Consider the following 25,250-nt stretch of genomic DNA (forward strand, 5'->3'; position numbering starts at 1 on the left):
AGGGCCTAGGATTGGCGCCATTCCGGCATGTGCCGGGTCAAACTCGAGATGATATTTATCATGTCCGCTGCTGCATCGTTCCGCGTCGAAAAAGATCTGTTGGGCACCCTTGAAGTTCCTGCCGATGCCTACTACGGCATCCAGACCCTGCGCGCTGCCAACAACTTCCACCTCTCTGGCGTCCCCCTATCGCACTACCCCAAGCTGGTCGTGGCCTTGGCCATGGTCAAGCAGGCGGCTGCCGATGCCAACCGTGAGCTGGGCCACCTGAGCGATGCAAAGCACGCTGCCATCAGTGCAGCCTGCGCCCGTCTGATCAAGGGCGACTACCACGAGCAGTTCGTGGTCGACATGATTCAAGGGGGTGCCGGTACCTCCACCAATATGAACGCCAACGAAGTCATCGCCAACGTTGCGTTGGAGGCCATGGGTCACCAGAAGGGTGAATACCAGTACCTGCACCCCAACAACGATGTGAACATGGCGCAGTCGACCAACGACGCCTACCCCACCGCTATTCGCCTGGGCTTGCTGCTGGGCCACGACGCCCTGCTGGCCAGCCTCGACAGCCTGATCCAGGCCTTTGCTGCCAAAGGTAAAGAGTTCGACCACGTACTAAAGATGGGTCGTACCCAGCTGCAGGACGCCGTGCCGATGACTCTGGGCCAGGAATTCCGCGCCTTTGCCACCACCATGACCGAAGACCTCAACCGTCTGCGCTCGCTGGCACCTGAGCTGCTCACCGAGATCAACCTGGGTGGCACCGCGATTGGCACCGGCATCAACGCCGACCCGGGCTATCAAGCTCTGGCCGTACAGCGTCTGGCAACCATCAGTGGCCAGCCACTGGTACCGGCTGCCGACCTGATCGAAGCCACCTCCGACATGGGCGCCTTCGTACTGTTCTCCGGCATGCTCAAGCGCACCGCGGTCAAGTTGTCGAAGATCTGCAACGACCTGCGCCTGCTGTCCAGCGGCCCGCGTACCGGCATCAACGAGATCAACCTGCCGGCTCGTCAGCCAGGCAGCTCGATCATGCCAGGCAAGGTAAACCCGGTGATTCCTGAAGCCGTGAACCAAGTGGCCTTCGCCATCATGGGCAACGACCTGGCCCTGACCGTCGCGGCCGAAGGCGGCCAGCTTCAGTTGAACGTGATGGAGCCGTTGATCGCCTACAAGATCTTCGACTCGATTCGCCTGCTGCAACGCGCCATGGACATGCTGCGCGAGCATTGCATCGTCGGCATCACCGCCAACGAACAGCGCTGCCGTGAACTGGTCGAGCATTCGATTGGCCTGGTCACTGCCCTGAACCCTTATATCGGCTACGAAAACGCCACCCGTATCGCTCGCGTTGCCCTGGAAACCGGCCGCGGTGTGCTTGAACTGGTGCGCGAAGAGAAGCTGCTGGACGACGCGATGCTCGACGACATCCTGCGCCCGGAAAACATGATTGCCCCGCGTCTGGTTCCGCTCAAGGCCTGACCAGCACGTTGTAACCGTCTCACCAGGTCGAGGGACTAGACACCTCTCAACCTTTCCTAAGCCCGGGCGCATGCTTCGGGCTTTTTTTTGCCCGCCCGGTGCCGGTTGGCAGGCATTGACGGCACTCGGCATACAACTTGCTCGGTAATGCGTCCCAGACCTACGGGACCACCCAGCATGCTGCACAGCCACCTGACCACCCTCAACGCGGTTTCGCTGATTCTCAACGTCTTCCAGGCTCAAGGCTGCGAAGCCTCGGAGCTGCTGGCCGGGAGCGGCATAGGCCCAGCGGACCTTGGCCATGCCGATGCACGCATCACGACCCAGCAGGAACTGCAGGTCTGTGCCAATGCCGTGGCACGTCGGGAGGATATTGGCCTGGAGTTGGGCCAGCGCATGCGCGTGTCTTCCTACGGCATGCTGGGGTACGCGCTGCTGTCCAGTGCCACTTTGGGTGACGCCCTGAGCCTGGCATTGGAGTATCCGGCACTGCTGGGAACAGTTTTTACCTTGCGTCTGGTCGACGACGGCCACCGTGTCTGGCTCAGCGCCAGCGATTATCGGGACAGCCCTGCGCTCAGCGCTTTCAACGCCGAATTCTGCATGGTGTCGTTGAAGGTTATCTGCGACGACTTGCTAGGCCTCGATCTGCCGCTGCTCGGGGCTCGCTTCGAGCACCTGCGCCCGGATTACCACGCGTGCTACAGGCGCATGTTCCAGTGCCCGACCACCTTCGCCTCCCATGACAATGCCTTTGCCTTCGAGCGGCACTGGCTAGACGCGCCACTTCCCCTGGCCGATCCGATCACCCACAAGGCCATGAAAGAGCGATGCCGACGCCTGAACCTCGAGTTCACCGGCCGGCAGGCATGGCTGGGGCGCGTCCGCCAACTGCTTGTCAATCAACTGGAAGCGGCGCCGGGCCTGGAGGGCCTGGCACGGCAGATGAACTGCTCGTCCCGTACGCTTCGCCGTCATTTGCAGGCGCTGGGCAGCAGCTATCAGCAATTGCTCGATGAGTTGAAGTTCGAACGGGCCAAGGAACTGCTCGCCGACGGGCACATGCCGATCCACCGCATTGCCGAAACGCTTGGGTACAGCGAGACGGCCAGTTTCCGTCATGCCTTTGTGCGCTGGAGTGGCGTGGCGCCGACTCGGTTTCGTGGCTGACCCTGCTGCTAGGCCCAGGGAAACTGCCGCGAAGATGAAGGTGGTCGACGTTGGCCATATCTATCCTCTTTTGGCCGATTCGGACGTTCTCGCTAAGCGGCCCCGTTCGTGACAATGGATGCACGCCAGTACCCACCGGAGAACAACAATGCTGACGATCTATTCCGATGATCACCGTCTGCACCATGGCCGCTGCGAGCTGATCGACGGCAAGCTCATGCCTTGCTTCGAAATGCCCTCGCGTGCCGATCACGTCCTGGCCCAGGTACGCAAACGCGAGCTGGGTGAGGTCAGAGGCCCTGACGATTTTGGCCGTGCGCCGTTGCTGCGCGTACACAGTGCCGACTACCTCGACTTCTTCGAAGGTGCCTGGGCGCGCTGGGCAGCCATGGGCCAGGAGGGCGATCTGCTTCCCTATACCTGGCCTGCTCGCACGTTGCGGGCGGTCAAGCCCACCGGGTTGCACGGTGAGCTGGGTTACTACAGTTTCGATGCAGGGGCGCCCATCACGGCAGGCACCTGGCAGGCCGCCTACAGCGCAGCCCAGGTCGCGCTCACGGCGCAAGCGGCCATCGAGCAGGGTGCCCACGCCGCGTTCGCATTGTGTCGTCCACCGGGGCACCACGCGGCAGGCGACGTCATGGGGGGCTACTGCTACCTGAACAATGCAGCCATCGCTGCCCAGGCCTTCCTCGACCAAGGGCGAGCAAAGGTGGCCATCCTCGACGTGGACTACCACCACGGCAATGGTACCCAGGACATTTTCTATAGCCGCGCCGATGTTTTCTTCGCCTCCATTCACGGTGATCCTCAGGATGAGTTCCCCTTCTTCCTGGGCTATGTCGACGAAACCGGAGCGGGTGCCGGCGAGGGCTGCAACGTGAATTATCCGCTACCGGCAGGCAGTGACTGGTCGACCTGGCGGGCAGCTCTGGAAGACGCTTGCGAGCGCATCGCCGCGTATGAGCCGGAGGTAGTGGTGGTATCGCTGGGGGTGGACACGTTCAAGGACGATCCGATCTCCCAGTTCAAGCTCGACAGCCCTGATTACCTGGAGATGGGCAAGCGCATCGCGCAGCTCGGCAAGCCCACCCTGTTCGTGATGGAAGGTGGCTATGCCGTGGAAGAAATCGGCATCAACGCCGTCAACGTGCTCGAAGGCTTCCAACGCGCACAACCCGGAGCTCGATAATGGCCACCCTCAAACAGCTACTCGCCCCTCTCGTTGCTGCAGTACTGTGCGCGGGTACCCTGCCCGCCCAGGCCGAACAGCGCACGCTGCGCGTGTACAACTGGTTCGATTACATCACCCCGCAGACGCTAACCGACTTCCAGAAGGACAGCGGTGTGAAGCTGGTGTATGACATCTTCGATACCAATGAAGCGCTGGAAGCCAAGTTGCTGACCGGCAACTCTGGTTACGATGTGGTGGTGCCATCTAACGTGTTTCTGGCCAAGCAGATCGAGGCCGGCGTGTTCCAGCCGCTCGATCGCAGCAAGCTGCCGAACTGGCAACACCTGGACCCGGCCCTGATGAAGCTGATCGAGGCCAACGACCCCGGCAACCGCTTCGCCGTGCCGTACATGTACGGCACCATACTGATCGGCTTCAACCCGGCCAAGGTCAAGGCTGCCCTCGGCGACAATGCGCCGGTGGACAGCTGGGACCTGATCTTCAAGGAAGAGAACATTGCCAAGCTCAAGCAATGTGGCGTGGCCCTGCTCGACTCGCCTTCGGAAATTCTGCCGCTGGCCCTGCAGTACCTGGGCTTGCCACCCAACAGTGACAAACCGGCCGACTACAAGAAGGCCGAGGCGCTGATGCTGAAGATTCGCCCGTCTATCACCTACTTCCACTCCTCGAAGTACATGGCAGACATCGCCAATGGCGACATCTGCGTAGCAGTGGGCTACAGCGGCAGCTTTTCTCAGGCCGCCAACCGCGCCCGCGAAGCCAAGAACGACGTGGTGGTGGACATGCGCCTGCCCAAGGAGGGCGCACCGATCTGGTTCGACATGCTGGCGATACCGAAAAACGCAGCCAACCCGGAAGACGCCTATAAGTTCATCAATTACCTCCTGCGGCCGGAGGTGATTGCGCCGATCAGCGACTTTGTCGGGTACCCCAACCCGAACAAGGATGCGACCGACAAGGTGAACCCAGCGATTCGCAACAATCCCAACCTGTACCCGACGGCAGAGGCAATGACCAAGCTGTACACCCTCAAGCCATTGGCGCGAGATGCAGAGCGTGCGCGGACCCGCGCATGGACCAGAATCAAGTCCGGGACCTGAGTCGCCTGCTTCGCGGGTAAACCCGCTCCCACAGGTACAGCGCTGACCTTGAGTGCTGTGCAGATCCTGTTGGAGCGGGTTTACCCGCGAAGTGGCCGCCAAGCCTTGCGCAGTTTCATCAAGGCCTCGGCAATTTCCCCTTCCGGCACCGCTGCAAACCCCAGCACCAGCCCTGCCCGCTTATCCACAGGCACCTCGCTGTCCGCCAACCAGAAATTGCTTAGCGCCGTCACCTCTATACCCACCGCCTCAGCCTTGGCTACCAGTTCCTGCTCACGCGCAAAGTTATCCACATCCACCTTCACATGCAGCCCGGCCGCCACTGCCGGCATGGCACCCAACCCGGGAATATCCACAGGCCAGCCGGCCTTGAGCACATTGCGCCGGCTCAACGCCGCCTTGCGCATGCGCCGGATATGCCGCTGAAAGTGCCCACGGGCCATGAACTCGGCCATCACGCACTGGCTGCTGAGCTCGGAATGCCGCACCGCCAACGCCTTGCCCTGGCTGAACGCTTGGGCCAGCGGCGGCGGTAGCACCAGGTAACCCAGGCGCAGCGCCGGGAAGGCGATTTTGCCGAAGGTGCCGACATACAGCACCCGCCCGTGAAGGTCGAGCGCTGCAAGCGGGGCCAAGGGCGCGCCACGGTATCGGTACTCACCGTCATAGTCGTCCTCGATAATCCAGGCGTCGTTACGCTCGGCCCAGGCCAGCAGTGACAGGCGACGCGCCAGGCTCATGGTCACCCCGGTCGGGTACTGATGAGCAGGCGTCACGTAGGCCAGCCGGCAATCCTCCAATTGCGCTAGCCGAGTGCAATCCATCCCCTCTTCATCCACCGCTACACCACGCACCCGGCCACCCGCCAGTACGAAGGCATGACCGGCTGCCCGATAGCCCGGGTTTTCCACAGCCACACCGTCGCCTGGTTGCAGCAGCAACTGTGCACAAAGGCTGATGGCCTGTTGTGCACCACTGGTGATCACAATTTGTTCAGCCATGCAACTCAGCCCACGCGAGCCTCGCAAGTAGGCAGCGATGAGTTCGCGCAGCATCGGCTCGCCCGCCGGGTCGCCATAACCCAGTTGAGCGGGGCTCGGATGACGCCAGAAACCCGCCTGCAGCTTGGCCCAGACGTCAAACGGGAACAGGTCGAATGCGGGAATACCGACGCGGAAAGCACGCGGCTGACCGCTTCTTGGCGGCGGCAAGTGGTTGGTTTTCAACCGCTGAAAAGCGTCACTGAAACACCGTTTGCTGGATAAATCCTCAGTATCATTTACTGAAAATGTGGATAAGTCTGTTGATAACCCATGGGATAAGCCTGTGGATACTCGTGTGGATAGTTTTGGTAGCCGACTTACGTAAGTACCATCACCCACCCGGCTTTCGATGTAGCCCTCGGCGTACAACTGGTCATAGGCTCGCACCACACTGTTGCGTGATAGCCCCAGCATGGTGGCCAACTCACGGGTGGCCGGCAGCCGGGTTCCGCTGCTCAGGCGCCCATCCAGCACCCGCGCTCGCAGCGCCTGGTACAGCTGCTGGCTAAGCCCGCGGCGGTGATCCAAGGCGATCCCGGAAGGGTCGAAAGGCAAAACGAGGGGGCTATCACTCATGGTATTGGACCTATCAAAACAGGCAGTAATGGCTCTTACCCAGAACCAATAGCCTGCTTAGGATGGCACCATTGCACAAGGAAACCGAGCATGTACAACAGCAAACCTCACCAGGAAGACGACCTCGGCCGCCTGCATCAGCATATGCTCGATACCCGCCTGGCCGTGCTGGTCAGCCAAGGAGAACAAGGCTTGTTGGCCACACACCTGCCGGTGCTGGTCGATACCGGCGAAGGCAAGCTAGGGACCGTCTATGCGCACCTGGCACGGGCCAACCGCCAATGGGAGGACCTGGCACAAGGTGGCGAAGCCCTGCTGGTCTTCCCCGGCGCCGATGCCTATGTCAGCCCCGGGTACTACCCAAGCAAAGCCGATAACCCCAAGGTCGTGCCGACCTGGAACTACCTGGCAGTACACGCTTATGGTCCGGCCGAGATAATCCAAGACCCAGCAGCGTTGCTGACTATCGTCAGCCGCCTGACCGAGCGCCACGAACAAGGCCGCAACGAGCCATGGAGCGTCACCGACGCCCCGGCTGACTACCTCGACGGCATGCTCCGCGCCATCGTCGGTATCCGCCTGCCCATCGCCCGCCTGCAAGGTGCGCGCAAGCTCAGCCAGAACCGCTCCAAACAAGACATCGCCGGCGTGCGCGAAGGCCTGACCGCCAGCCCCGATCAACTGGATAACCAACTCGCAGCGCACATGCGCCAGCTTTGAAGGAATAGCCCATGCCCAGCGTTACCCTGCGCCCTGTCACCGCTCAAGATCACGCCGCCTGGCACGCCCTGTGGCAAGCCTACCTGCACTTCTACGAAACCGAGTTGGCAGATGACGTCAGCCTGAGCACCTGGCAGCGCCTGCTCGACCCGAGTGAGCCGACCCATTCGGCACTGGCCTGGGTGGATGGCAAGGCGGTGGGGATGGTCAACTTCATCTACCATCGTTCCAACTGGAGCATCGAGAACTCCTGCTACCTACAGGACCTGTACGTCGACAGCGCGCAGCGTGGTCTGGGCGTTGGTCGCCAGCTGATCGAGCACGTCTACACCACAGCCAAGGGCGATAACTGCATTAAGGTGCACTGGCTGACCCACGAAACCAACGCCACCGCCGTCAGCCTGTATCAGCAGGTTGCCGAGCGCTCGGGCTTTATCCAATTTCGCAAAGGCTTGTAGGCTGAACATGACAGACGCATTGAACTGGAAACCCGCCGCAACGCCCCAGGCCGAGCCCATCAAGGGCCGCTTCATCCGCCTGGAAAAGCTCCACCCTGCGCGCCATGGCGACGACCTCTGGGAAGTGCTGCAGGGCCCAACCGCCGACCCGGTGCTATGGGACTACCTGCCTTATGGCCCGTTCACCGAGCGTGCCGCCTTCGACCGCTGGCTGGACGGCAACGCCGCAGGCCGCGACCCGCTGTTCTACGCCGTCATCGACCGTACCACCGGCCAGGCTCAGGGCATTCTCAGCCTGATGTCGATTGTGCCCGACCACGGCCGGATCGAAATCGGCCACATCGCCTTCGGCGCCGCCATGCAGCGCACCCCTAAGGGCACCGAGGCGGTGTACCTGCTGGGTAAGCTGAGCTTCGAACTGGGCAACCGCCGGCTGGAGTGGAAGTGCAACAACGCCAACGCCCGCTCCAAGCGCGCGGCAGAGCGCTTTGGTTTCACCTTCGAAGGGGTGTTCCGCAAGCACTTGGTGGTGAAGGACCACAACCGCGATACGGCCTGGTATTCGATTACCGATGATGAGTGGCCGCAGGTGGCTACCGGGTTTGAGCGGTGGTTGAGTGATGAGAATCAACAGCCAGAGGGCCAAGTAGAAACCCTCGAGGCTTGCCGCAAAGACTGATTTTTGCGCTGGCTTCACCGGCCCTATCGCCGGCAAGCCAGCTTCCACAGGATTAACTCGATGTCGGAACCTGCGGCGATCCTATGGGAGCGGGTTACCCGCGAAGAGGCCGGTGAATCCAGCAAAGAAAAAGGGGAGCATCCGCTCCCCCGAGGTAAACCGCTTATAGATTAGGGTCTGAATCAGCCCTGGATCTCGATCAGGATCTCACCCGGCGTGACACGGTCGCCCTTGGCCACGTGGATTGCCACGACCTTGCCGGCTATGGCCGCCTGCACTTCGGTCTCCATCTTCATGGCTTCGGTGATCAGCACGGCCTGGCCGGCCTTGACCATGTCACCCTCCTTGACCAGCACATCGACGATGTTGCCGGGCATGTTGGTACTCACGTGACCCGGCTCGCTAGCCTGCTTGCGCTTGCTGCCGCCGCCGCCAACGAACTCGTTAAGGGGTTCGAACACCACTTCTTCCGGCATGCCGTCGATCGACAGGTAGAAGTGGCGCTTGCCTTCGGCTTTCACACCAACGCCAGTGATGTCGACGCGGTAGGTTTCACCGTGCACGTCGATGACGAACTCGGTCGGGACGCCTTCACCGCCTGGCGCAGAAACGGCGCCAGCCTCCGGAATTGGCAACAACGCTTCCGGGGTAAGGGTGCCGGCTTCGCGTTCTTCGAGGAACTTGCGACCAATGTCCGGGAACATGGCAAAGGTCAGCACGTCCTCTTCGCAACGGGCCAAGGCACCGATGTCGGCACGCAGCTTGGTCATCTCTGGCTTGAGCAGGTCGGCCGGGCGCACGTCGATCACTTCTTCGCTGCCGATCGCCTGGCGGCGCAGCTGCTCGTTGACCACGCCAGGGGCTTTACCGTAACCGCCTTGCAGGTACAGCTTCACTTCGTTGGTGATGGTCTTGTAGCGCTCGCCGGCCAGCACGTTGAAGAACGCCTGGGTGCCAACGATTTGCGAGGTCGGCGTCACCAGCGGCGGGAAGCCGAGGTCTTCACGCACACGCGGGATCTCTGCCAGCACTTCGTTCATGCGGTTGAGCGCGCCCTGCTCTTTCAGCTGGTTGGCCAAGTTGGAAATCATGCCACCCGGCACCTGGTTGACCTGCACGCGGGTATCCACGGCGGTGAACTCGCTTTCGAACTGGTGGTACTTCTTGCGCACGGCGTAGAAGTACAAGCCGATTTCCTGCAGCAGTTCCAGGTCCAGGCCGGTGTCGAACTCGCTACCCTTGAGCGCAGCAACCATCGACTCGGTACCCGGGTGGCTGGTGCCCCAGGCGAAGCTGGAGATGGCGGTATCGATGTGGTCGGCGCCGTTTTCCACAGCCTTGAGCTGACACATGGCGGCCAGGCCGGCGGTGTCGTGCGAGTGAATGAAGACAGGCAGCGATTGCTCGGCTTTGAGCGCCTTGACCAACTCGCCCGTGGCAAACGGGGTCAACAGGCCGGCCATGTCCTTGATGGCGATCGAGTCGCAACCCATGGCCTCCATTTGCTTGGCCTGGTTCACGAACGCCTCGATGGTGTGCACCGGGCTGGTGGTGTAGGCGATGGTCCCCTGGGCGTGCTTGCCCGAGGCTTTGACCGCCTCGATGGCCACACGCAGGTTACGCACATCGTTCATGGCGTCGAAGATGCGGAATACGTCGATGCCATTGACGGCGGCCTTGGCGACGAATGCCCTGACCACATCGTCGCTGTAGTGACGGTAACCCAGCAGGTTCTGGCCGCGCAGCAGCATTTGCAGGCGCGTGTTGGGCAGTGCTGCACGCAGTTTGCGCAGGCGCTCCCACGGGTCTTCCTTCAGAAAGCGCACGCAGGCATCGAAGGTGGCGCCCCCCCAGACTTCCAGCGACCAATAACCGACCTTGTCGAGTTTCTCGCAGATCGGCAGCATGTCTTCGGTGCGCATACGGGTGGCCAGCAGAGACTGGTGGGCGTCGCGCAGGATCGTATCGGTTACGTGAATCTTCTTGGACATTGTTATCTCCTCGTCGCGGCAAGCTTCACGCCTCAGCCGGCCTGCACAGACGCGTTGGCGCTGGCTGGCAATCTGGGTTTCGCAGCTTGCTGCTGTATTCAAATGCCTGCGTGGGCGGCGATGGCGGCAGCGATGGCCAGGGCCAGCTCTTCGGGTTTGCGCTTGATCGAATAGTTGGTCAGTTCCGGGTGGGTCTCAACGAAGCTGGTATTGAACTGACCGCTACGAAATTCCGGGTTACGCAGGATTTCCTGGTAATACGCCGCAGTGGTCTTGACCCCTTGTACACGCATGTCATCCAAGGCCCGCAGGCCCCGATCCATGGCCTCTTCCCACGTCAATGCCCACACCACCAGCTTCAGGCACATCGAGTCGTAGAACGGTGGAATGGTGTAGCCGGTGTAAATGGCGGTATCGGTACGCACACCGGGGCCACCTGGCGCGTAATAACGAGTGATCTTGCCAAAGCTGGGCAGGAAGTTGTTCTTCGGGTCTTCGGCATTGATGCGAAACTGCAGGGCGTAACCACGGTGCTGGATATCTTCCTGCTTCACCGACAAAGGCAGGCCCGATGCGATGCGGATCTGCTCACGCACGATATCGATACCGGTAATTTCCTCGGTGATGGTGTGCTCGACCTGCACGCGTGTGTTCATTTCCATGAAATACACTTCGCCATCGGCCAGCAGAAACTCAACGGTACCGGCGTTCTCGTAGTCCACCGCCTTGGCTGCACGTACTGCCAAGTCGCCGATGTACGCGCGTTGCTCTGGGGTAAGTTGCGGGCTCGGTGCAATTTCGATGAGCTTCTGGTTACGGCGTTGGATGGAGCAGTCGCGCTCGAACAAGTGCACGACATTGCCGAAGCTGTCGCCGAGAATCTGCGCCTCGATGTGCTTAGGGTTGACGATGCACTTTTCCAGGAACACTTCCGCCGAACCGAATGCCTTGGTGGCCTCGGAAATCACGCGCGGGAAGTTCTGCTCCAACTCTTCGCGACTGTTGCAGCGGCGAATACCACGGCCGCCACCACCCGACGTCGCCTTGAGCATTACTGGGTAACCAATACGATCACCTTCACTGAGCGCCTCGTGAATGTCGGCGACGTTGCCCTCTGTGCCTGGGGTGACCGGAACGCCCGCGGCGATCATGGTGCGGCGCGCTTCGGTCTTGTCGCCCATGCGGCGAATGACGTCGGCAGCAGGCCCGATGAACTTGACCCCGCGCTCGGCGCAGATCTCGGCCAACTCCGCATTTTCCGAGAGAAAGCCATAGCCCGGGTGCAAGGCATCGCAGCCCGTTTCCACTGCCAGGTTCACCAACTTGCGAGGATTCAAATACCCGGCCAGTGGCTCTGCGCCAATGCTGTAGGCTTCGTCTGCACGCTTCACATGCAGCGCATGCCGGTCGGCGTAGGAAAAGATCGCTACCGAGCGGATGCCCATTTCGGCGCAAGCGCGCACGATCCGAACTGCAATTTCACCTCGGTTGGCGATCAGGATTTTTTTTATCACTGGATTCTTCCCAAAGCCGTATGAACAGTCGACACGGTTCTACCGGTCGGCGCGTGGCCTGTTGTTGTTTGGCCAGTCGCAGATTCACCCTAGCGCTGTAGGTCGATAAACAAAAATCAATATTTGTTAGGGGCAGTATTAGCAAAAGCTTATAGTGAAGTTACAAGGTATTGCCGACGAGTCGAATAAAATGCGTAAGTCCTTGATGCGTATGACATTGCGTCAATTGCAGGTCTTCAATGAGGTGTGTGATCTTCGCTCATATAGCCGCGCGGCCGAAGAGATGGCGCTCACGCAACCCGCCGTTAGTCTACAGATCCGTCAACTCGAAGAGCTGATTGGCCAGCCGTTGTTCGAATACGTGGGCAAGAAGTTGTACCTCACGGAAGCCGCCGAAGCGCTGCAACGTGCCAGTCACGACATCTTCGGGCGGCTGGAGAGCCTGGATATGCAGTTGTCGGACATGCAGGGGTCATTGCAAGGGCAGTTGAAGCTGGCGATCGAGTCCAGCGCCAAGTATTTCGTGCCGCATCTGTTCGCGGCATTCAAGCGGCGGCACCCGGAAGTCAACCTGACCTTGACCGTCGTCAACCGGGCACAGGCCATCAGGCGACTGTCCGATAACCGTGATGACCTGATCATCATGTCCATGGTGCCGCAGGACATGGGGCTGGACTTCCTGCCGTTCCTGAATAACCCGATCATCGCCGTCGCGCCGCCTGAGCATGCCCTGTGTAGGCTGCCGCGGCTGCGCCTGCAAGACCTCGAGCCCCATACGCTGCTGATACGCGAACAAGGCTCAGGCACCCGCAAGGCTTGCGAGGAGTATTTCAAGGAAAAGCGCGTGCATTTCACCCAAACCCTCGAAGTGGCTTCGGCCGATGCCCAGCGTGAATGCGTGATAGCCGGGTTGGGTATCGCATTGTTGACCCGCCATGCCGTGAACATGGAGCTGGCCACGGGAAACCTGGTAGAACTGCCTGTCGAGGAGTTGCCGCTGTACCGCAGCTGGTGCGTGGTTCAATCCAAGGCCAAGCGACAATCGCCGGTCGCACTCGCCTTTCAGGCCTTCATACGCAGCGAGCGGTCATTGATCAGCGCATTGGTCGAGCGTTTTTCGGGTCAGTCGTCGCTGCTGCCTGCCAGGCAGTGAGCCCTTCGAAGTCAGGATAATCAGCGACATCACGCAAGAGTTGCCGTTGGTCACAGTAACTTTCGATAGCGCGGCGGTACTCCATGCGTCGCTGGTCCTTTTCCTGCTGTTTGCGAGCCTTGGCGTTGGGTTGGTAGATGCCGTCGTGGTCACGAGCCATTGCCTGATTCCCGGGAAGGATGCGGAAGGCTCAGAATGACCCGATGGTTTTACCGTTTGAAGGCGCGATGATGACAGCGTCGTGAACGATGATGGCGCCGTCCCGTGGAACCGAAGCAGGCTTCAGTCGTCATGGGCTTTGATCGACTTGGGCGACAGTCGCAGGCTACGCAGGCTGCGCTTGACGCTCTTGAGGTGATTGACCAAGCTTGGACCGCGCGCCATGGCAACGCCCATGGCCAGCACGTCGATGACCACCAGGTGAGCAATGCGCGAGGTCAGAGGCGTATAGATCTCGGTGTCTTCATGAACGTCGATGGCCAGGTTGACCGTGGACAGCTCGGCCAGCGGGGTCTGGCTGGGGCACAACGTGATCAGGTTGGCGCCGCTTTCACGGACCAGGTTGGCCGTGATCAGCAAGTCCTTCGAGCGGCCTGATTGCGAAATGCACACCGCTACGTCGCCAGGCTTGAGCGTCACGGCGGACATCGCCTGCATGTGCGGGTCAGAGTACGCCGCCGCGCTGAGCAGCAAACGGAAGAACTTGTGCTGGGCATCGGCTGCCACGGCCCCGGACGCGCCGAAACCATAGAACTCCACACGCTGCGCCTGCGCCATGGCGCTGACGGCCTGCTGAAGCGCCTGTGGGTCAAGGTGCTCGCGCACCTCCATCAAGGTATGCAGGGTCGTGTCGAAGATCTTGAGGCTGTAATCGGCGACGGAGTCGTCTTCATGAATAGCAAACTGACCAAAACTAGCCCCGGCGGCCAGGCTCTGCGCCAGTTTCAACTTCAGGTCTTGAAACCCCGAGCACCCGATAGCCCTGCAGAAACGAACGATGGTCGGTTCACTGATACCGACGCTATGTGCCAGGTCAGCCATCGAACTGTGCATGACGGCGGCCGGGTCCAGCAGCACGTGATCGGCCACTTTCAGTTCCGATTTGCGCAGCAGGTGGCGCGATTGGGCGATATGTTGCAACAGATTCACGGGCTGGACTCGGTTATGATCGGCTGGCCGGGTTGTAGCTTTCTTGTAGTTATACTACATGGACGGCAACCCGCCCAGTTAAACGAACGTGGAGCGTGGTGGTTTGACTATTCCTTGCGACATTCTGGTCTTTGGCGGCACGGGCGACCTGGCCCTGCACAAGTTGCTGCCCGCGCTCTACCACTTGTTTCGTGACAATCGCCTCGACCCTGCCGTGCGGGTAATCGCCCTGGCTCGGCGCCCTCTGCCGCGCAGTGACTACCTCAAGCTTGCAGAGCGGCATTGCCGGGCACAGATCGCTCTTCGCGACTTTGACGAAGACATCTGGCGACGCTTTTGTGCCCGGGTCGACTACTTCGCGATGGATGCGACCCAGAGTGCTGATTTCGTTCGGCTGGCACGCTACCTGGGCGAGCCCGGGGGCTTGATGCGCGTGTTCTATCTCGCCACCGCGCCTTCGCTGTTCGCGCCCATTGCCAGCCATTTGCATACCGCAGGGCTGGCCGACAGCGAAGCGCGTATTGTGCTCGAGAAACCGATCGGGCACTCCTTGTTGTCGGCCACTGCCATCAATGAAGCGATCGGAGCGGTGTTCGAAGAGCGGCAGGTGTTCCGTATCGATCACTACTTGGGCAAGGAAGCCGTCCAGAACCTTATGGCCTTGCGCTTTGCCAACGCACTCCTTGAGCCGGTGTGGCGCAATGGGCAGGTCGATCACGTGCAGATCAGTGTCGGTGAGACCTTGGGCGTGGAGAACCGTGGTGGCTACTACGACCGAGCAGGGGCCATGCGCGACATGCTGCAGAACCATCTGCTCCAGCTGCTCTGCCTGGTGGCCATGGAGCCGCCTGCGCAGTTCGAAGCCGAGGCCGTGCGTGATGAGAAAGTGCGAATTCTCCGAGCGCTTCAGCCGATTACCGGACAAGACGTCCAGGAGAAAACTGTTCGTGGCCAGTACGGGGCCGGATATATCGGCGGTCAGGAGGTAGGCGCGTATTACTTTGAAAAGGACGTCGATAACGACAGTGATACCGAAACCTTCGTCGCCATCGAAGTGCACATCGACAACTGGCGCTGGGCTGGCGTGCCCTTCTACTTGCGCACGGGCAAGCGCATGGCCCGGCGCTCCTCGCAGATCGTCATCCAGTTCAAACCTGTACCGCATGCGCTGTTCGAGGGTGGCCAGGTCAACCAGCTGTTGATTCAGTTACAGCCAGACGAGCGCATCAGCCTGCGCATGATGACCAAGATCCCCGGCAAGGGCATGCGCCTGGAGCCGGTCGACCTGGACCTGAACCTGGCCCAGGTCTTCAGCAAGACACGTCGCTGGGAAGCCTACGAACGTTTGTTGCTGGACGTGCTGGAAGGCGACTCGACCCTGTTCATGCGACGCGATGAGGTCGAAGCCGCCTGGGCGTGGGTGGATCCCATCATCAAGGGCTGGGAAGCGCATTTCCAGACTCCGCGCTCGTACCCTGCCGGGAGCAATGGTCCTGAGCAGGCCAACAGCCTGCTCGCCCGCCATGGCAGAAACTGGCACGGGTGAAGCGTTGCCCAATCGTAGCCCAGCTTTGATACGGAGACAGTAGCGATGCGCATATGCGCTACTTTCACCATCAAGGAGGCTCCCATGAGCACACTCAAAGACTTCGTTGCTTACAACCAGACCGCAGGCGGTCAGAAATCCTTCCGGGTTCACGGTGTCGTCACCGTGCCAAGTCCGGCGTTCGAGCCGGTACTAGTCGAGCCGGCAATTCGCCACCGGGGCGGCTGGGAGGTTCTGCAACTCAAGCTGGTGGACACTGGGGTCATCGCCAATGCTGTATTGACCGAGAAGACTGTCGAATACCTGCGTGAAGGGCCGTGTGTTTTCAAGATGCTGGAGATCATCCATGCAGATGGCAGCCTGCGCATCGCAATCGAAGACCTCCAGGCGCTCGACTGATGTAGCCAGCCAGTGCGCCAAAGATGGCGCCCTGGTGTGACCCAGGCGCCCTTGTCGCGATGAACGGCAGGGGCCCAAGGTGAATATTCATACAGTAGATGTTTGCCCCTGGCTCAGCGTCCCCCTAGAATGGCGAGATGAGCACAGATGACCTTTCCCTCCTGCTGAATTCCCTCAATGATGCCCAACGCCAGGCTGTAGCGGCTTCGGTCGGGCGTCAACTGGTGCTTGCTGGCGCCGGTTCCGGTAAAACCCGTGTGCTGGTGCATCGCATCGCCTGGCTAATCCAGGTGGAGCAGGCATCCCCGCACTCGATCCTGTCGGTGACCTTCACCAACAAGGCTGCTGCTGAAATGCGCCACCGGATCGAGCAATTGTTGGGCATCAACCCTGCAGGGATGTGGGTGGGGACATTCCACGGTCTGGCGCATCGGCTGTTGCGTGCCCACTGGCAGGAAGCGGGGCTAGTGCAGAACTTCCAGATTCTCGACAGCGACGATCAGCAGCGCCTGGTTAAACGGGTGATGCGCGAGCTAGGGCTGGACGAACAGAAGTGGCCGGCACGCCAGGCCCAATGGTTCATCAACGGCCAGAAAGACGAAGGCCTGCGCCCGCAGCACATTCAGCCAGGTGGCGACCTGTTCCTGACCACCATGCGCGATGTCTACACCGCGTACGAGCAGGCCTGCGAGCGCGCCGGTGTCATCGATTTTTCCGAGTTGCTGCTGCGCGCCCTGGATTTGTGGCGCGATCACCCAGGCCTGTTGGCCCACTACCAACGCCGCTTCCGTCACGTGCTGGTCGATGAGTTCCAGGATACCAACGCCGTGCAGTACGCCTGGCTGCGTCTGCTGGCCCGTGGGGGCGACAGCCTGATGGCGGTGGGGGACGACGATCAGTCGATTTACGGCTGGCGCGGCGCCAAGATCGAGAACATCCACCAGTACACGGCCGACTTCCCAGATGCCGAGTTGATCCGCCTGGAGCAGAACTACCGCTCCACCGGGGGCATCCTCAAGGCTGCCAACGCCCTGATTGCCAATAACAGCGGGCGCCTGGGCAAGGAATTGTGGACTGACATGGGTGAAGGTGAACCCATTACGCTGTACGCCGCCTACAACGAACACGACGAAGCACGCTATGTGGTCGAGACCATTGAAAGCCTGATCAAGCAAGGCAACGCGCGTGACGAAATCGCTATTCTGTATCGCTCGAACGCCCAGTCACGGGTGCTCGAGGAAGCCTTGCTGCGCGAGCGGATTCCCTACCGTATCTATGGTGGCCAACGCTTCTTCGAGCGTGCAGAGATCAAGAATGCAATGGCCTACCTGCGACTGATTGAAGGCCGCGGCAACGATGCGGCGCTGGAACGCGTGATCAACGTGCCGCCGCGCGGCATTGGCGAGAAAACCGTCGAGGCCATTCGCGAGCATGCACGTCACAGCCAGGTCTCGATGTGGCAGGCGATGTGCCAGCTCATCGCCGCAAAAGCGCTCAAGGGCCGGGCTGCCAGCGCGCTGGGTGCGTTCATCGAGTTGATCGACGGGCTTGCGGCCAAGGTCGAAGACATGCCGCTGCATACCATGACGCAGACCACCATCGAACAGTCCGGGCTGATCATCTATCACCAGGAAGAAAAAGGTGAAAAGGGTCAGGCACGGGTGGAAAACCTTGAGGAACTGGTTAGCGCAGCGCGCAACTTCGAATCGACCGAAGAGGACGCCGACCTCTCCCCACTGTCCGCCTTCCTTGGTCACGCCTCGCTCGAAGCCGGCGACACGCAAGCTGACGAGCACGAGGACAGTGTGCAGCTGATGACCTTGCACAGTGCCAAAGGTCTGGAGTTCCCCTACGTGTTCCTGGTGGGCATGGAGGAAGGACTGTTCCCGCACAAGATGAGCCTGGAGGAGCCAGGTCGTCTTGAGGAAGAACGCCGCCTGGCCTACGTGGGCATTACCCGCGCCATGCGTCAGTTGGTCATGACGTATGCCGAGACAAGACGGCTCTACGGTAGTGAGACCTACAACAAGGTGTCTCGCTTCGTACGCGAGATTCCGGCTGGTCTGGTGCAGGAAGTACGTTTGTCGAACAGTGTCAGCCGCCCGTTCGGCACTCCGAAGACAGCCCTCAACAGCCACCTGTTTGCCAATGCGGATATCCCCGAAACCGCATTCAACCTCGGCCAGCGCGTGCAGCACTCCGTTTTCGGTGAAGGGGTCATCCTGAACTTCGAAGGCTCCGGGGCCCAGGCTCGTGTACAGGTCAACTTTGCCGAAGGCAGCAAATGGTTGATGGTGGGCTACGCCAAGCTTGAAGCAATCTGAGGACAGGCCGTCAGTCCAGGGGCGAACTCAAGTAGGAACGCCTGCGTCGTTGCCTGCTCAAATAAGTCATATCAAGCAAAAGCTCGAAACATTATGTCGCTGGTCATATGCCTTGGAACATGTGCACCATGACGCGCGTGCAATCCACAACAGGGGATATCCCATTTATGCAACGTTTTCTTAGCATCGCACTGGCGCTCTGCGTCGGCCTGACGCTGAGCCTGGACGCCAACGCCAAGCGATTTGGCGGCGGCAAGAGCGCTGGCTCCGCGCCTATTCACCAGACCCGTCAAGCTACGCCGAACACGCCTGCTGCCGCGCCGACCGCTCCTGGCCGCGCACCGGCCGCCGCCAGTGGTGCTTCGCGCTGGCTGGGCCCCCTGGCGGGCTTGGCCGCCGGTGGTCTGCTGGCATCCATGTTCATGGGTGACGGCTTCGAAGGCTTCCAGATCATGGACTTCCTGATCATCGCGCTCATCGCCTTCCTGGTGTTCCGCTTCATCGCCGCACGGCGACGTCAGCAGCAGCCGCACATGGCCATGCCTGGCAATGCCCCCATGCAACGTGAAGTGCATGGTCAGGCCGCACAGCCAAACATCTTCGGCGGTTCGGCTGCACCGGCGGCAGCGCCATCGCCTGTCATCAACGCGCCAGCCTGGTTCAACGAACAAAGCTTCCTGGCAGCTGCCCGTAACCACTTCCAGTCGCTGCAGCAGCACTGGGACGCCAATGAAATGGACAAGATCGCCGAGTTCGTGACCCCGCAGATGCTCGAGTTCCTTAAGCGCGAGCGTGCCGAGCTGGGTGATGGCTTCCAGTCCACTTACATCGACAACCTTGATGTACAGCTGGACGGCGTGGATGAGCGTGACGACCGTACTGACGCTACCCTCACCTTCCGTGGCGTATCGAAGAATTCGCGCTTCGACCAAGGTGAACAGTTCAGCGAGAGCTGGCACATGGTACGCGCCAAGGGCGAGAACCAGCCTTGGCTGGTCGCGGGTATCCGTCAGAACGGGTAATCCAGCCCTGCTATTCAAAGCAGTTGTTACGTGGGGCCGCTTCGCGGCCCCAACAATTCTGGCTCGCCGCAAGTATTCTTCAAAACAGTTAACCCTGTCCTGCTGTCCAAAAAAAACCTCGGGTTTGCCCCGTGATGCTGCTCACTTGGCGCTGCCCTGCGGCCCGACGATTACAAGTGAACAGTGTTCCGGGCCTCCCCGGGGTTTTTGCTTTTGCCATAGCGCACTACTAGGGTATAACCCGCAGCGTTGTCATCTAGGTCAGAGGAAGTGAATCGTGGAAGAAGTGATCGAACAACTCCGTGAAGCCAACGAGCCAGTACCGGTCCCCCTTGAGCTTCCAGACGAGGATCAGTTGGTTGAAATCGAAGAGCAGCTGTTCATCAACATTCCGTTCGTGTTCAAGGAATTTCTGCTGAACGTCAGCGACGTCGTCTATGGCTCGCTGGAACCTGTCACAGTGACTGACCCGCAGTCGCACACCTACCTTCCGGACGTTGCAGCAAATGCCTGGGACGCCGGGGTGCCTCGGGAACTGATTCCGCTGTGCCAGGACGGCGACAACTACTATTGCGTCGAGGAAGATGGCACCGTGGTGCTGTGGGATGCCGATGAGGAACTTGTCGGTGAGGACAGCTGGGAATCGGTTTGGCATTGGGCACGGGACGTCTGGCTAGAGAGCTGATCAGGCTCACCCTCACCTCGGTCTAAGGACCTTGCGGGCCGTGAGCACGGCCCGCCTGCAGCGTTCGCCACAGGGTCAGTGGCCGTTGTCCCGGTTGTTCTCCAGCGTTTCCAGCAACGCAATCTGCATGCGTGTATGCACCCGGATGAACCAACGCCACAGCAAGGCGACCACCACCGCTGCCACTATGGCAATGATCAGCAGCAGTTCATTAGTGGGAAGAATGCTCGCCGACAACGCCGACAGCAGCAAAAAGATCACCAGCAGCGAAATCAGCGGAATGACTTCTGCAATCACGCGCCGTACGCGCTGAGTATGGCGCCCGGCCATTTCCGGTTTGACGCCCATCTCAGCCAGCAGCATCGATAGGGCCTTGAGTTTGCGGTAAGCCGCGATCAGAAATGGTAGCGAGAGCAGTAGCGCAGCCCCCCAGATCACCGCCTTCTGCTGGCTCACATCGCTCACCCACTGACTGAGCCAAGTGCCAAGCCGCCCTGCGAAGTAACCGCCGCTGAAGAATATGGCGATGACCAATGCCAGGTTCACACCTACCTGCAACAGTATGCGCCGTATCATCGCCGCTACCATGGCACTCTGGCCCTGGGGTTGGATATTGCGCAGCCATTCCCCGTACAAGGACAGCACACGAGCCAGCCGCCCAGGCACTACGTTGCCCAGTTTTATCGACAGCGGATCAGCGGCGCGAATCAGATAGGGCGTCAGTAGCGTGGTGATGGCCGAGACGGCGACTGCCACCGGGTAGAGAAAGTCGCTGGTCACCTGCAGGGTCATCCCCAAGGCCGCAATGATGAAGGAAAACTCGCCAATCTGAGACAGGCCCATACCTACCCGCAACGACGTGCGCCCGTCGTTGCCCGCGATGAAAGCGCCCATTCCACAGGACAGCATCTTGCCCAATACAACGGCCAAGGTGATGACCAAAATCGGCCAGGCGTAGTCGACCAATACCTGCGGATCAATCATCAAACCGATCGCGACGAAGAATATAGCGCTGAACAAGTCCCTGACGGGTTCGATCAAACGCTCGATCTTCAGCAACTGCCGCGACTCGGCCATGATGGCACCAATCAGGAAGGCCCCCAGGACCATGCTGTATTCGAGTTTCACGACCAGCAGGCAAAAACCGAAGCACAGACCCAGCACTGTGATCAGCAGCATCTCGTTGCTTTCGAACTTGGCCACATAAGCCAGTACGCGCGGTACCAACAGAATGCCAATCACCAAGGCAACAATCATGAACAGCGACAGCTTGCCGACGGTTGAAAATACCTCTCCCGAACTGACGGTGCCGCTGACGGCGATACCCGAAAGCAATGCGATGATGCCGATACCCAGTATGTCTTCGACAATCAACACGCCGAATATCAGCTGTGCAAACCGTTCGTTCTTCATCTTCAGGTCATTGAGAGCCTTGACGATGATCGTGGTCGAGGAAATGGCGAGAATGGCGCCCAGAAACAAGGAGTCCATGGTGTTCCAGCCGAACCAACGCCCAATCTCGAAGCCGATCCAGATCATCAGCACAATTTCCAGAAAGGCGGCTATGAAGGCCGTGGCGCCCACTTTGAACAGCTTACGCAGACTGAACTCAAGGCCTAGGCAAAACATCAGGAAGATCACGCCGAGCTCGGCGAGGGTTTTGATGGTGTCTTCGTCGTGAATGAGACCGAAGGGGGGCGTGTGAGGGCCTATGATGAAACCGGCGACGATATAGCCGAGGACCACTGGCTGCTTGAAACGATGAAAAACAATGGTGACCACGCCTGCAACCAGCATGATGACCGCCAGGTCCTGAATGAAGCTGATGGCATGCATGACGTGATTCTCCTTCTCTCGTCTTGGGCTGTTCTACCAGGCAGACCGCGCCTGCGCCGAGGCGGGCCCAAGCAAGCAGCGAGTACACACTGTATTCATTGAAAGACTGCCCATGTTGCATGGGCGTACTCAGATTAACATCGCGTCTTCCCATGAACCGTCGATGCAATATGATGAAACAGATCGGCTGCTATAAGGCCGTCACTGGCGTAAACAGCGTGACGCCTCAAAGCATGGGAGCGTCCCGTTAAACGCAGGCTGCCGCCTCATCAGAACAGAGCCCCTGCTAGCCTTTGGCGCGATTGCGCGCAATCTTACCGTGAGCATTTTATGGAACCTGGAAACGCCCAACTGAGCATGACCGTCTTGATGACACCCGACATGGCGAATTTCTCTGGCAACGTACATGGCGGCACGCTGCTCAAGTACCTCGACGAAGTCGCGTATGCGTGTGCCAGCCGCTATGCAGGCTCCTATGTAGTCACGCTGTCAGTCGACCAGGTCATCTTTCGCGAGCCGGTGCATGTGGGCGAGTTGGTAACTTTCCTGGCGTCGGTGAACTACACCGGCAATACCTCCATGGAGGTCGGTATCAAGGTTGTTACCGAGAACATTCGTGAACGCTCGGTGCGCCATTCCAACAGCTGCTTTTTCACCATGGTGGCCGTGGACGATAATCGACGGCCAGTCTCGGTCCCGCCGCGCCAACCGCAGAGTAGCGAGGAGAAACGCCGATTCCTGCAAGGCCAGCAGCGACGGCAGATTCGCCAGGAACTGGAAAAACGCTACCAGAACCTGAAAACCGACGGCGTCTAAGCGCTCAACAGCCTCGCTTCAAAACGCACGCGCGGGTGGGCTATGCGGTCCTGGGCACGTATCAGCTGTAGCTCGTAACTGGCGCAGGCTTGAGTTTCCAGCAGTACTTCGTGTACGGCGGAGGCTGCAAACTCGAATGCCTGCTCCCAGCTGTCGCCAAGCAGTACCCGCGCCATGAACAGACCGGAAGTCAGGTCACCCACGCCCACCGGTTGCTTCGGGAAGGCCAGCAGTGGGCGGCGCAGGTGCCAGCTGTGTTCGGCAGTCACCAACAGCATCTCGAACTGGTCCTCTGCGCGTCCTGGGTAAGCCAGATGCTTGACCAGCACAACCTTGGGCCCTTTGAGCAAAAGACTGCGCGCCATGCCTACGCAATCCTCCAGTGATGCGGCGCGCCGGCCACAGAAGCTGTCTAGCTCCAGCTGGTTGGGGCACAGAATGTCAGCCTTGGTGATCGCTTGCTCCAGCAGAAACTGGCTGACCTGCGGCGATACGATGCACCCTTTCTCAGGATGACCCATGACCGGATCGCACAAGTATAAGGCCCGCGGGTTGACGGCCTTGATTCGCGCCACGCCTTCCAAAATCGCGCGCCCCTGTTCGGCACTGCCGAGGTAGCCCGAGAGCACGGCATCACACTCCCCCAGCTCACCGATGTTGGAAATGCCTTCCACCAACGCAGGAATTTGCGTTGGAGCAAGCACGTCTCCGCTCCACTGGCCATACTGGGTGTGATTGGAGAATTGCACCGTGTTGAGCGGCCACACATTGATGCCGACACGCTGCATGGGAAATACCGCAGCGCTGTTGCCGGCATGGCCGAAGACCACATGAGACTGGATGGCGAGCAGGTGCGGGGTACGTTTCATGCGAGTCATTTCCAAAGCTGTTCAAGAATCATGCAACGCGCAGTATGAACGTGATTGCCACCTGTACGACAGGCCAAGGACGCAGTTAAGCTGGATCGATCTGTTTGGAGCCTACGCACATGTTGACCCTGGAGAATCTGTTTGTCCTGATGGTGATGGCCACGGCAGGCGCTTGGTTGTGGCACAACCACGGTCTGCGCGAGAAGGCCTTGGAAAGGGTCAAACAACATTGCGCAAAGCTTGACCTTCAGTTGCTGGATGACGCCGTCGCGCTCAAACGTATTGCCTTCGTGCGTGATGCCAACGGTCGCAAGCGTCTGGCACGCATTTACGGCTTCGAATTTACCGTGACGGGAGAGCAACGTCACCCTGGTACCGTGACTCAGTTCGGCGCGCACAGCGTGCAGATAGAGCTTGCACCCTACCCCTTCGAAATCAAGACGCCCCCACGCGCAGACAATGTGATCGAAATGCAGCAGTGGCGCCAACAACATGACCGTTGGCACAACTGATCAAGGCATAAGGCACTCCTGCACGCGGGCTTGCAGCTCGTCCACAGGCTGAGGCCTTTCGAAAATCAACTCCAGGCGACTGTCGGCTGCCCATTCACTGGGCTGCCAAGGTGCCAACTCACCTTCTAGTGCATTGAAGGAGCGCCTTCCTTGTGCAGTGTGGATAACACCCTTGGCACGTCGCCACGCCAACGTCTTCAGCAGCTCATCTACTGCCTGTGGATAAAACTGCTGTGCGGGGTGCCAGCGCCAGCCTATGCTCCACCCATCCTCTCCTTGAAATACCTGGCGTATCGGCTCACGCCGGTTCGTCCAAAGAGCCAGCGGTGCCTTTGGCAGATTGTCGACAATCCCGATATTGGTGTTAGGGCTGTCAACAATCTGGTTTTGATAAACAGGTAGGCATTTGAAAGGAAGCCGACCCTGCGTCGTCCATATCAACCTTTTGCCTAAAAATTCTTGATTTATCAACAGCTTGAAATCTTTATCCACAGCCTCGGATTTATTGATAACTAGCGTCTCACAGGCTTCCAATGCCGCTGATTGGGCAGTTGATAGTTGCTTGCCAATACACAGAGACGCGGGTGTAGCAACGACTACCAACGGCTGAACTGTCAGCACATCGTGCCAAGGCGCCTGGGCCAATTGATCAAGCAATTGAAGGGGATGGCCCAGACCGGATGGTTCTATGAACAGCCTGTGCGGCTCGCACTGGCGCAGAAGCCTGCCCAGGCCTACCTGGAACGGCACCCCATTGACACAGCACAAACAGCCCCCTGCCACTTCGGCTATCGCGATGCCGTTCCGGCTTGTGGACAAAAGTGCCGCATCCAGCCCTACTGCCCCGAATTCGTTGACCAATACGGCCCAGCGTTCGTGATCAGGCTTCTGCTGAAGCAGGTGATGAATCAGTGTGGTCTTGCCGGCCCCCAGCGGGCCAGCAATGACATGGGTGGGAATATTGCGGAGCATGAGGGTTCTTCAAGCGAACGGTTTGCTCAACTATGC

Annotated in this window: 23 protein-coding genes; 15 read left to right on the top strand and 8 right to left on the bottom strand. The window is 59.8% G+C overall.

Going from position 1 to position 25,250, the window contains the following annotated elements; all coding sequences use genetic code 11:
• Positions 1-60: 60 nt before the first annotated feature.
• From aspA to ACF8R3_RS19315, 4 genes are all read left to right on the top strand, one after another.
• Positions 61-1,485, top strand: coding sequence for an aspartate ammonia-lyase (gene aspA, locus ACF8R3_RS19300; RefSeq protein ID WP_058602745.1), 1,425 nt, complete (start codon positions 61-63; stop codon positions 1,483-1,485).
• Positions 1,486-1,662: 177 nt separating this feature from the next.
• On the top strand, positions 1,663-2,655 hold the full coding sequence (locus tag ACF8R3_RS19305; RefSeq protein WP_196134661.1) for an AraC family transcriptional regulator: 993 nt from the start codon (positions 1,663-1,665) through the stop codon (positions 2,653-2,655).
• 148 nt (positions 2,656-2,803) lie between these two features.
• Positions 2,804-3,847 carry a histone deacetylase family protein gene (locus ACF8R3_RS19310; protein ID WP_392516023.1) on the top strand — a complete coding sequence of 348 codons (1,044 nt, stop codon included), beginning with the start codon at positions 2,804-2,806 and terminating at the stop codon, positions 3,845-3,847.
• The gene (locus tag ACF8R3_RS19315) at positions 3,847-4,950 is read left to right on the top strand and encodes a polyamine ABC transporter substrate-binding protein (protein WP_392516024.1); all 1,104 of its coding nucleotides are present in this window, start codon (positions 3,847-3,849) and stop codon (positions 4,948-4,950) included. Before ACF8R3_RS19310 ends, ACF8R3_RS19315 begins: the two co-directional genes overlap by 1 nt.
• A gap of 80 nt (positions 4,951-5,030) precedes the next feature.
• Here the strand turns inward: ACF8R3_RS19315 and ACF8R3_RS19320 are convergent, their stop codons facing one another.
• The gene (locus tag ACF8R3_RS19320; protein WP_392516025.1) at positions 5,031-6,569 is read right to left on the bottom strand and encodes a PLP-dependent aminotransferase family protein; all 1,539 of its coding nucleotides are present in this window, start codon (positions 6,567-6,569) and stop codon (positions 5,031-5,033) included.
• A 90-nt stretch (positions 6,570-6,659) separates the two neighbouring features.
• On the opposite strand from ACF8R3_RS19320, the gene ACF8R3_RS19325 reads away from it, so the two are divergent.
• Genes ACF8R3_RS19325 through ACF8R3_RS19335 form a run of 3 tightly spaced genes read left to right on the top strand, consistent with a single transcriptional unit; the run spans position 6,660 to position 8,426 of the window.
• Positions 6,660-7,289: an FMN-binding negative transcriptional regulator gene (locus ACF8R3_RS19325; protein ID WP_078479364.1), complete on the top strand. Its 630-nt coding sequence runs from the start codon at positions 6,660-6,662 to the stop codon at positions 7,287-7,289.
• Positions 7,290-7,300: 11 nt separating this feature from the next.
• Positions 7,301-7,747 carry a GNAT family N-acetyltransferase gene (locus tag ACF8R3_RS19330; RefSeq protein WP_058638792.1) on the top strand — a complete coding sequence of 149 codons (447 nt, stop codon included), beginning with the start codon at positions 7,301-7,303 and terminating at the stop codon, positions 7,745-7,747.
• Between the two features lie 7 nt (positions 7,748-7,754).
• Positions 7,755-8,426, top strand: coding sequence for a GNAT family N-acetyltransferase (locus ACF8R3_RS19335; RefSeq protein ID WP_196125155.1), 672 nt, complete (start codon positions 7,755-7,757; stop codon positions 8,424-8,426).
• Between the two features lie 182 nt (positions 8,427-8,608).
• Here the strand turns inward: ACF8R3_RS19335 and oadA are convergent, their stop codons facing one another.
• Positions 8,609-10,417: a sodium-extruding oxaloacetate decarboxylase subunit alpha gene (oadA, locus tag ACF8R3_RS19340; RefSeq protein WP_058602737.1), complete on the bottom strand. Its 1,809-nt coding sequence runs from the start codon at positions 10,415-10,417 to the stop codon at positions 8,609-8,611.
• Positions 10,418-10,515: 98 nt separating this feature from the next.
• On the bottom strand, positions 10,516-11,931 hold the full coding sequence (locus tag ACF8R3_RS19345; RefSeq protein ID WP_392516026.1) for an acetyl-CoA carboxylase biotin carboxylase subunit: 1,416 nt from the start codon (positions 11,929-11,931) through the stop codon (positions 10,516-10,518).
• 190 nt (positions 11,932-12,121) lie between these two features.
• Between ACF8R3_RS19345 and ACF8R3_RS19350 the strand changes: the two genes are divergently transcribed.
• The gene (locus ACF8R3_RS19350; protein WP_058638789.1) at positions 12,122-13,084 is read left to right on the top strand and encodes a LysR family transcriptional regulator; all 963 of its coding nucleotides are present in this window, start codon (positions 12,122-12,124) and stop codon (positions 13,082-13,084) included.
• Here ACF8R3_RS19350 and ACF8R3_RS19355 read toward each other — a convergent pair.
• Both ACF8R3_RS19355 and hexR read right to left on the bottom strand, forming a co-directional pair.
• Positions 13,026-13,244 carry a PA3496 family putative envelope integrity protein gene (locus ACF8R3_RS19355; protein ID WP_078479366.1) on the bottom strand — a complete coding sequence of 73 codons (219 nt, stop codon included), beginning with the start codon at positions 13,242-13,244 and terminating at the stop codon, positions 13,026-13,028. The genes ACF8R3_RS19350 and ACF8R3_RS19355 overlap by 59 nt on opposite strands.
• Positions 13,245-13,366: 122 nt before the next feature.
• On the bottom strand, positions 13,367-14,233 hold the full coding sequence (gene hexR / locus ACF8R3_RS19360; protein WP_023532857.1) for a transcriptional regulator HexR: 867 nt from the start codon (positions 14,231-14,233) through the stop codon (positions 13,367-13,369).
• 103 nt (positions 14,234-14,336) lie between these two features.
• On the opposite strand from hexR, the gene zwf reads away from it, so the two are divergent.
• From zwf to ACF8R3_RS19385, 5 genes are all read left to right on the top strand, one after another.
• Positions 14,337-15,779 (top strand): glucose-6-phosphate dehydrogenase, encoded by a 1,443-nt coding sequence (gene zwf / locus ACF8R3_RS19365; protein WP_078479367.1) that lies wholly within the window; start codon positions 14,337-14,339, stop codon positions 15,777-15,779.
• Positions 15,780-15,863: 84 nt separating this feature from the next.
• Complete coding sequence (locus ACF8R3_RS19370; protein ID WP_058638788.1) at positions 15,864-16,178, top strand: hypothetical protein; 315 nt, start codon at positions 15,864-15,866, stop codon at positions 16,176-16,178.
• A 137-nt stretch (positions 16,179-16,315) separates the two neighbouring features.
• On the top strand, positions 16,316-18,502 hold the full coding sequence (uvrD, locus tag ACF8R3_RS19375) for a DNA helicase II (RefSeq protein WP_058638787.1): 2,187 nt from the start codon (positions 16,316-16,318) through the stop codon (positions 18,500-18,502).
• 167 nt (positions 18,503-18,669) lie between these two features.
• Complete coding sequence (locus ACF8R3_RS19380) at positions 18,670-19,524, top strand: Tim44 domain-containing protein (protein WP_058602732.1); 855 nt, start codon at positions 18,670-18,672, stop codon at positions 19,522-19,524.
• 277 nt (positions 19,525-19,801) lie between these two features.
• Entirely contained in the window at positions 19,802-20,209 is a 408-nt protein-coding gene (locus ACF8R3_RS19385; RefSeq protein WP_023532298.1) for an SMI1/KNR4 family protein, read from the top strand.
• A gap of 75 nt (positions 20,210-20,284) precedes the next feature.
• Here ACF8R3_RS19385 and ACF8R3_RS19390 read toward each other — a convergent pair whose 3' ends face one another.
• The gene (locus ACF8R3_RS19390; protein WP_058638786.1) at positions 20,285-22,045 is read right to left on the bottom strand and encodes a cation:proton antiporter; all 1,761 of its coding nucleotides are present in this window, start codon (positions 22,043-22,045) and stop codon (positions 20,285-20,287) included.
• A gap of 330 nt (positions 22,046-22,375) precedes the next feature.
• Between ACF8R3_RS19390 and ACF8R3_RS19395 the strand changes: the two genes are divergently transcribed.
• Complete coding sequence (locus tag ACF8R3_RS19395; protein WP_023532667.1) at positions 22,376-22,861, top strand: acyl-CoA thioesterase; 486 nt, start codon at positions 22,376-22,378, stop codon at positions 22,859-22,861.
• Here the strand turns inward: ACF8R3_RS19395 and pdxY are convergent.
• Positions 22,858-23,730: a pyridoxal kinase PdxY gene (gene pdxY / locus ACF8R3_RS19400; RefSeq protein WP_058638785.1), complete on the bottom strand. Its 873-nt coding sequence runs from the start codon at positions 23,728-23,730 to the stop codon at positions 22,858-22,860. The two genes, ACF8R3_RS19395 and pdxY, sit on opposite strands and share 4 nt — an antisense overlap.
• Positions 23,731-23,849: 119 nt before the next feature.
• Between pdxY and ACF8R3_RS19405 the strand changes: the two genes are divergently transcribed.
• Positions 23,850-24,242 carry a DUF3301 domain-containing protein gene (locus ACF8R3_RS19405; RefSeq protein ID WP_058602729.1) on the top strand — a complete coding sequence of 131 codons (393 nt, stop codon included), beginning with the start codon at positions 23,850-23,852 and terminating at the stop codon, positions 24,240-24,242.
• Here ACF8R3_RS19405 and ACF8R3_RS19410 read toward each other — a convergent pair whose 3' ends face one another.
• Positions 24,243-25,214: a CobW family GTP-binding protein gene (locus tag ACF8R3_RS19410; RefSeq protein ID WP_392516027.1), complete on the bottom strand. Its 972-nt coding sequence runs from the start codon at positions 25,212-25,214 to the stop codon at positions 24,243-24,245.
• Positions 25,215-25,250: the final 36 nt, after the last annotated feature.

Origin of the sequence: Pseudomonas sp. FYR_7 (genome assembly GCF_043106155.1) — a bacterium.
Lineage (GTDB): Bacteria > Pseudomonadota > Gammaproteobacteria > Pseudomonadales > Pseudomonadaceae > Aquipseudomonas > Aquipseudomonas parafulva_B.

What these genes read in the sequence shown, in the direction of transcription:
- aspA (WP_058602745.1), top strand. Translation starts at nt 61, where the DNA reads ATGTCCGCTGCTGCATCGTTCCGCGTCGAAAAAGATCTGTTGGGCACC.
- ACF8R3_RS19305 (WP_196134661.1), top strand. Translation starts at nt 1,663, where the DNA reads ATGCTGCACAGCCACCTGACCACCCTCAACGCGGTTTCGCTGATTCTC.
- ACF8R3_RS19310 (WP_392516023.1), top strand. Translation starts at nt 2,804, where the DNA reads ATGCTGACGATCTATTCCGATGATCACCGTCTGCACCATGGCCGCTGC.
- ACF8R3_RS19315 (WP_392516024.1), top strand. Translation starts at nt 3,847, where the DNA reads ATGGCCACCCTCAAACAGCTACTCGCCCCTCTCGTTGCTGCAGTACTG.
- ACF8R3_RS19320 (WP_392516025.1), bottom strand. Translation starts at nt 6,569, where the DNA reads ATGAGTGATAGCCCCCTCGTTTTGCCTTTCGACCCTTCCGGGATCGCC.
- ACF8R3_RS19325 (WP_078479364.1), top strand. Translation starts at nt 6,660, where the DNA reads ATGTACAACAGCAAACCTCACCAGGAAGACGACCTCGGCCGCCTGCAT.
- ACF8R3_RS19330 (WP_058638792.1), top strand. Translation starts at nt 7,301, where the DNA reads ATGCCCAGCGTTACCCTGCGCCCTGTCACCGCTCAAGATCACGCCGCC.
- ACF8R3_RS19335 (WP_196125155.1), top strand. Translation starts at nt 7,755, where the DNA reads ATGACAGACGCATTGAACTGGAAACCCGCCGCAACGCCCCAGGCCGAG.
- oadA (WP_058602737.1), bottom strand. Translation starts at nt 10,417, where the DNA reads ATGTCCAAGAAGATTCACGTAACCGATACGATCCTGCGCGACGCCCAC.
- ACF8R3_RS19350 (WP_058638789.1), top strand. Translation starts at nt 12,122, where the DNA reads ATGCGTAAGTCCTTGATGCGTATGACATTGCGTCAATTGCAGGTCTTC.
- ACF8R3_RS19355 (WP_078479366.1), bottom strand. Translation starts at nt 13,244, where the DNA reads ATGGCTCGTGACCACGACGGCATCTACCAACCCAACGCCAAGGCTCGC.
- ACF8R3_RS19370 (WP_058638788.1), top strand. Translation starts at nt 15,864, where the DNA reads ATGAGCACACTCAAAGACTTCGTTGCTTACAACCAGACCGCAGGCGGT.
- uvrD (WP_058638787.1), top strand. Translation starts at nt 16,316, where the DNA reads ATGAGCACAGATGACCTTTCCCTCCTGCTGAATTCCCTCAATGATGCC.
- ACF8R3_RS19380 (WP_058602732.1), top strand. Translation starts at nt 18,670, where the DNA reads ATGCAACGTTTTCTTAGCATCGCACTGGCGCTCTGCGTCGGCCTGACG.
- ACF8R3_RS19390 (WP_058638786.1), bottom strand. Translation starts at nt 22,045, where the DNA reads ATGCATGCCATCAGCTTCATTCAGGACCTGGCGGTCATCATGCTGGTT.
- ACF8R3_RS19395 (WP_023532667.1), top strand. Translation starts at nt 22,376, where the DNA reads ATGGAACCTGGAAACGCCCAACTGAGCATGACCGTCTTGATGACACCC.
- pdxY (WP_058638785.1), bottom strand. Translation starts at nt 23,730, where the DNA reads ATGAAACGTACCCCGCACCTGCTCGCCATCCAGTCTCATGTGGTCTTC.
- ACF8R3_RS19405 (WP_058602729.1), top strand. Translation starts at nt 23,850, where the DNA reads ATGTTGACCCTGGAGAATCTGTTTGTCCTGATGGTGATGGCCACGGCA.
- ACF8R3_RS19410 (WP_392516027.1), bottom strand. Translation starts at nt 25,214, where the DNA reads ATGCTCCGCAATATTCCCACCCATGTCATTGCTGGCCCGCTGGGGGCC.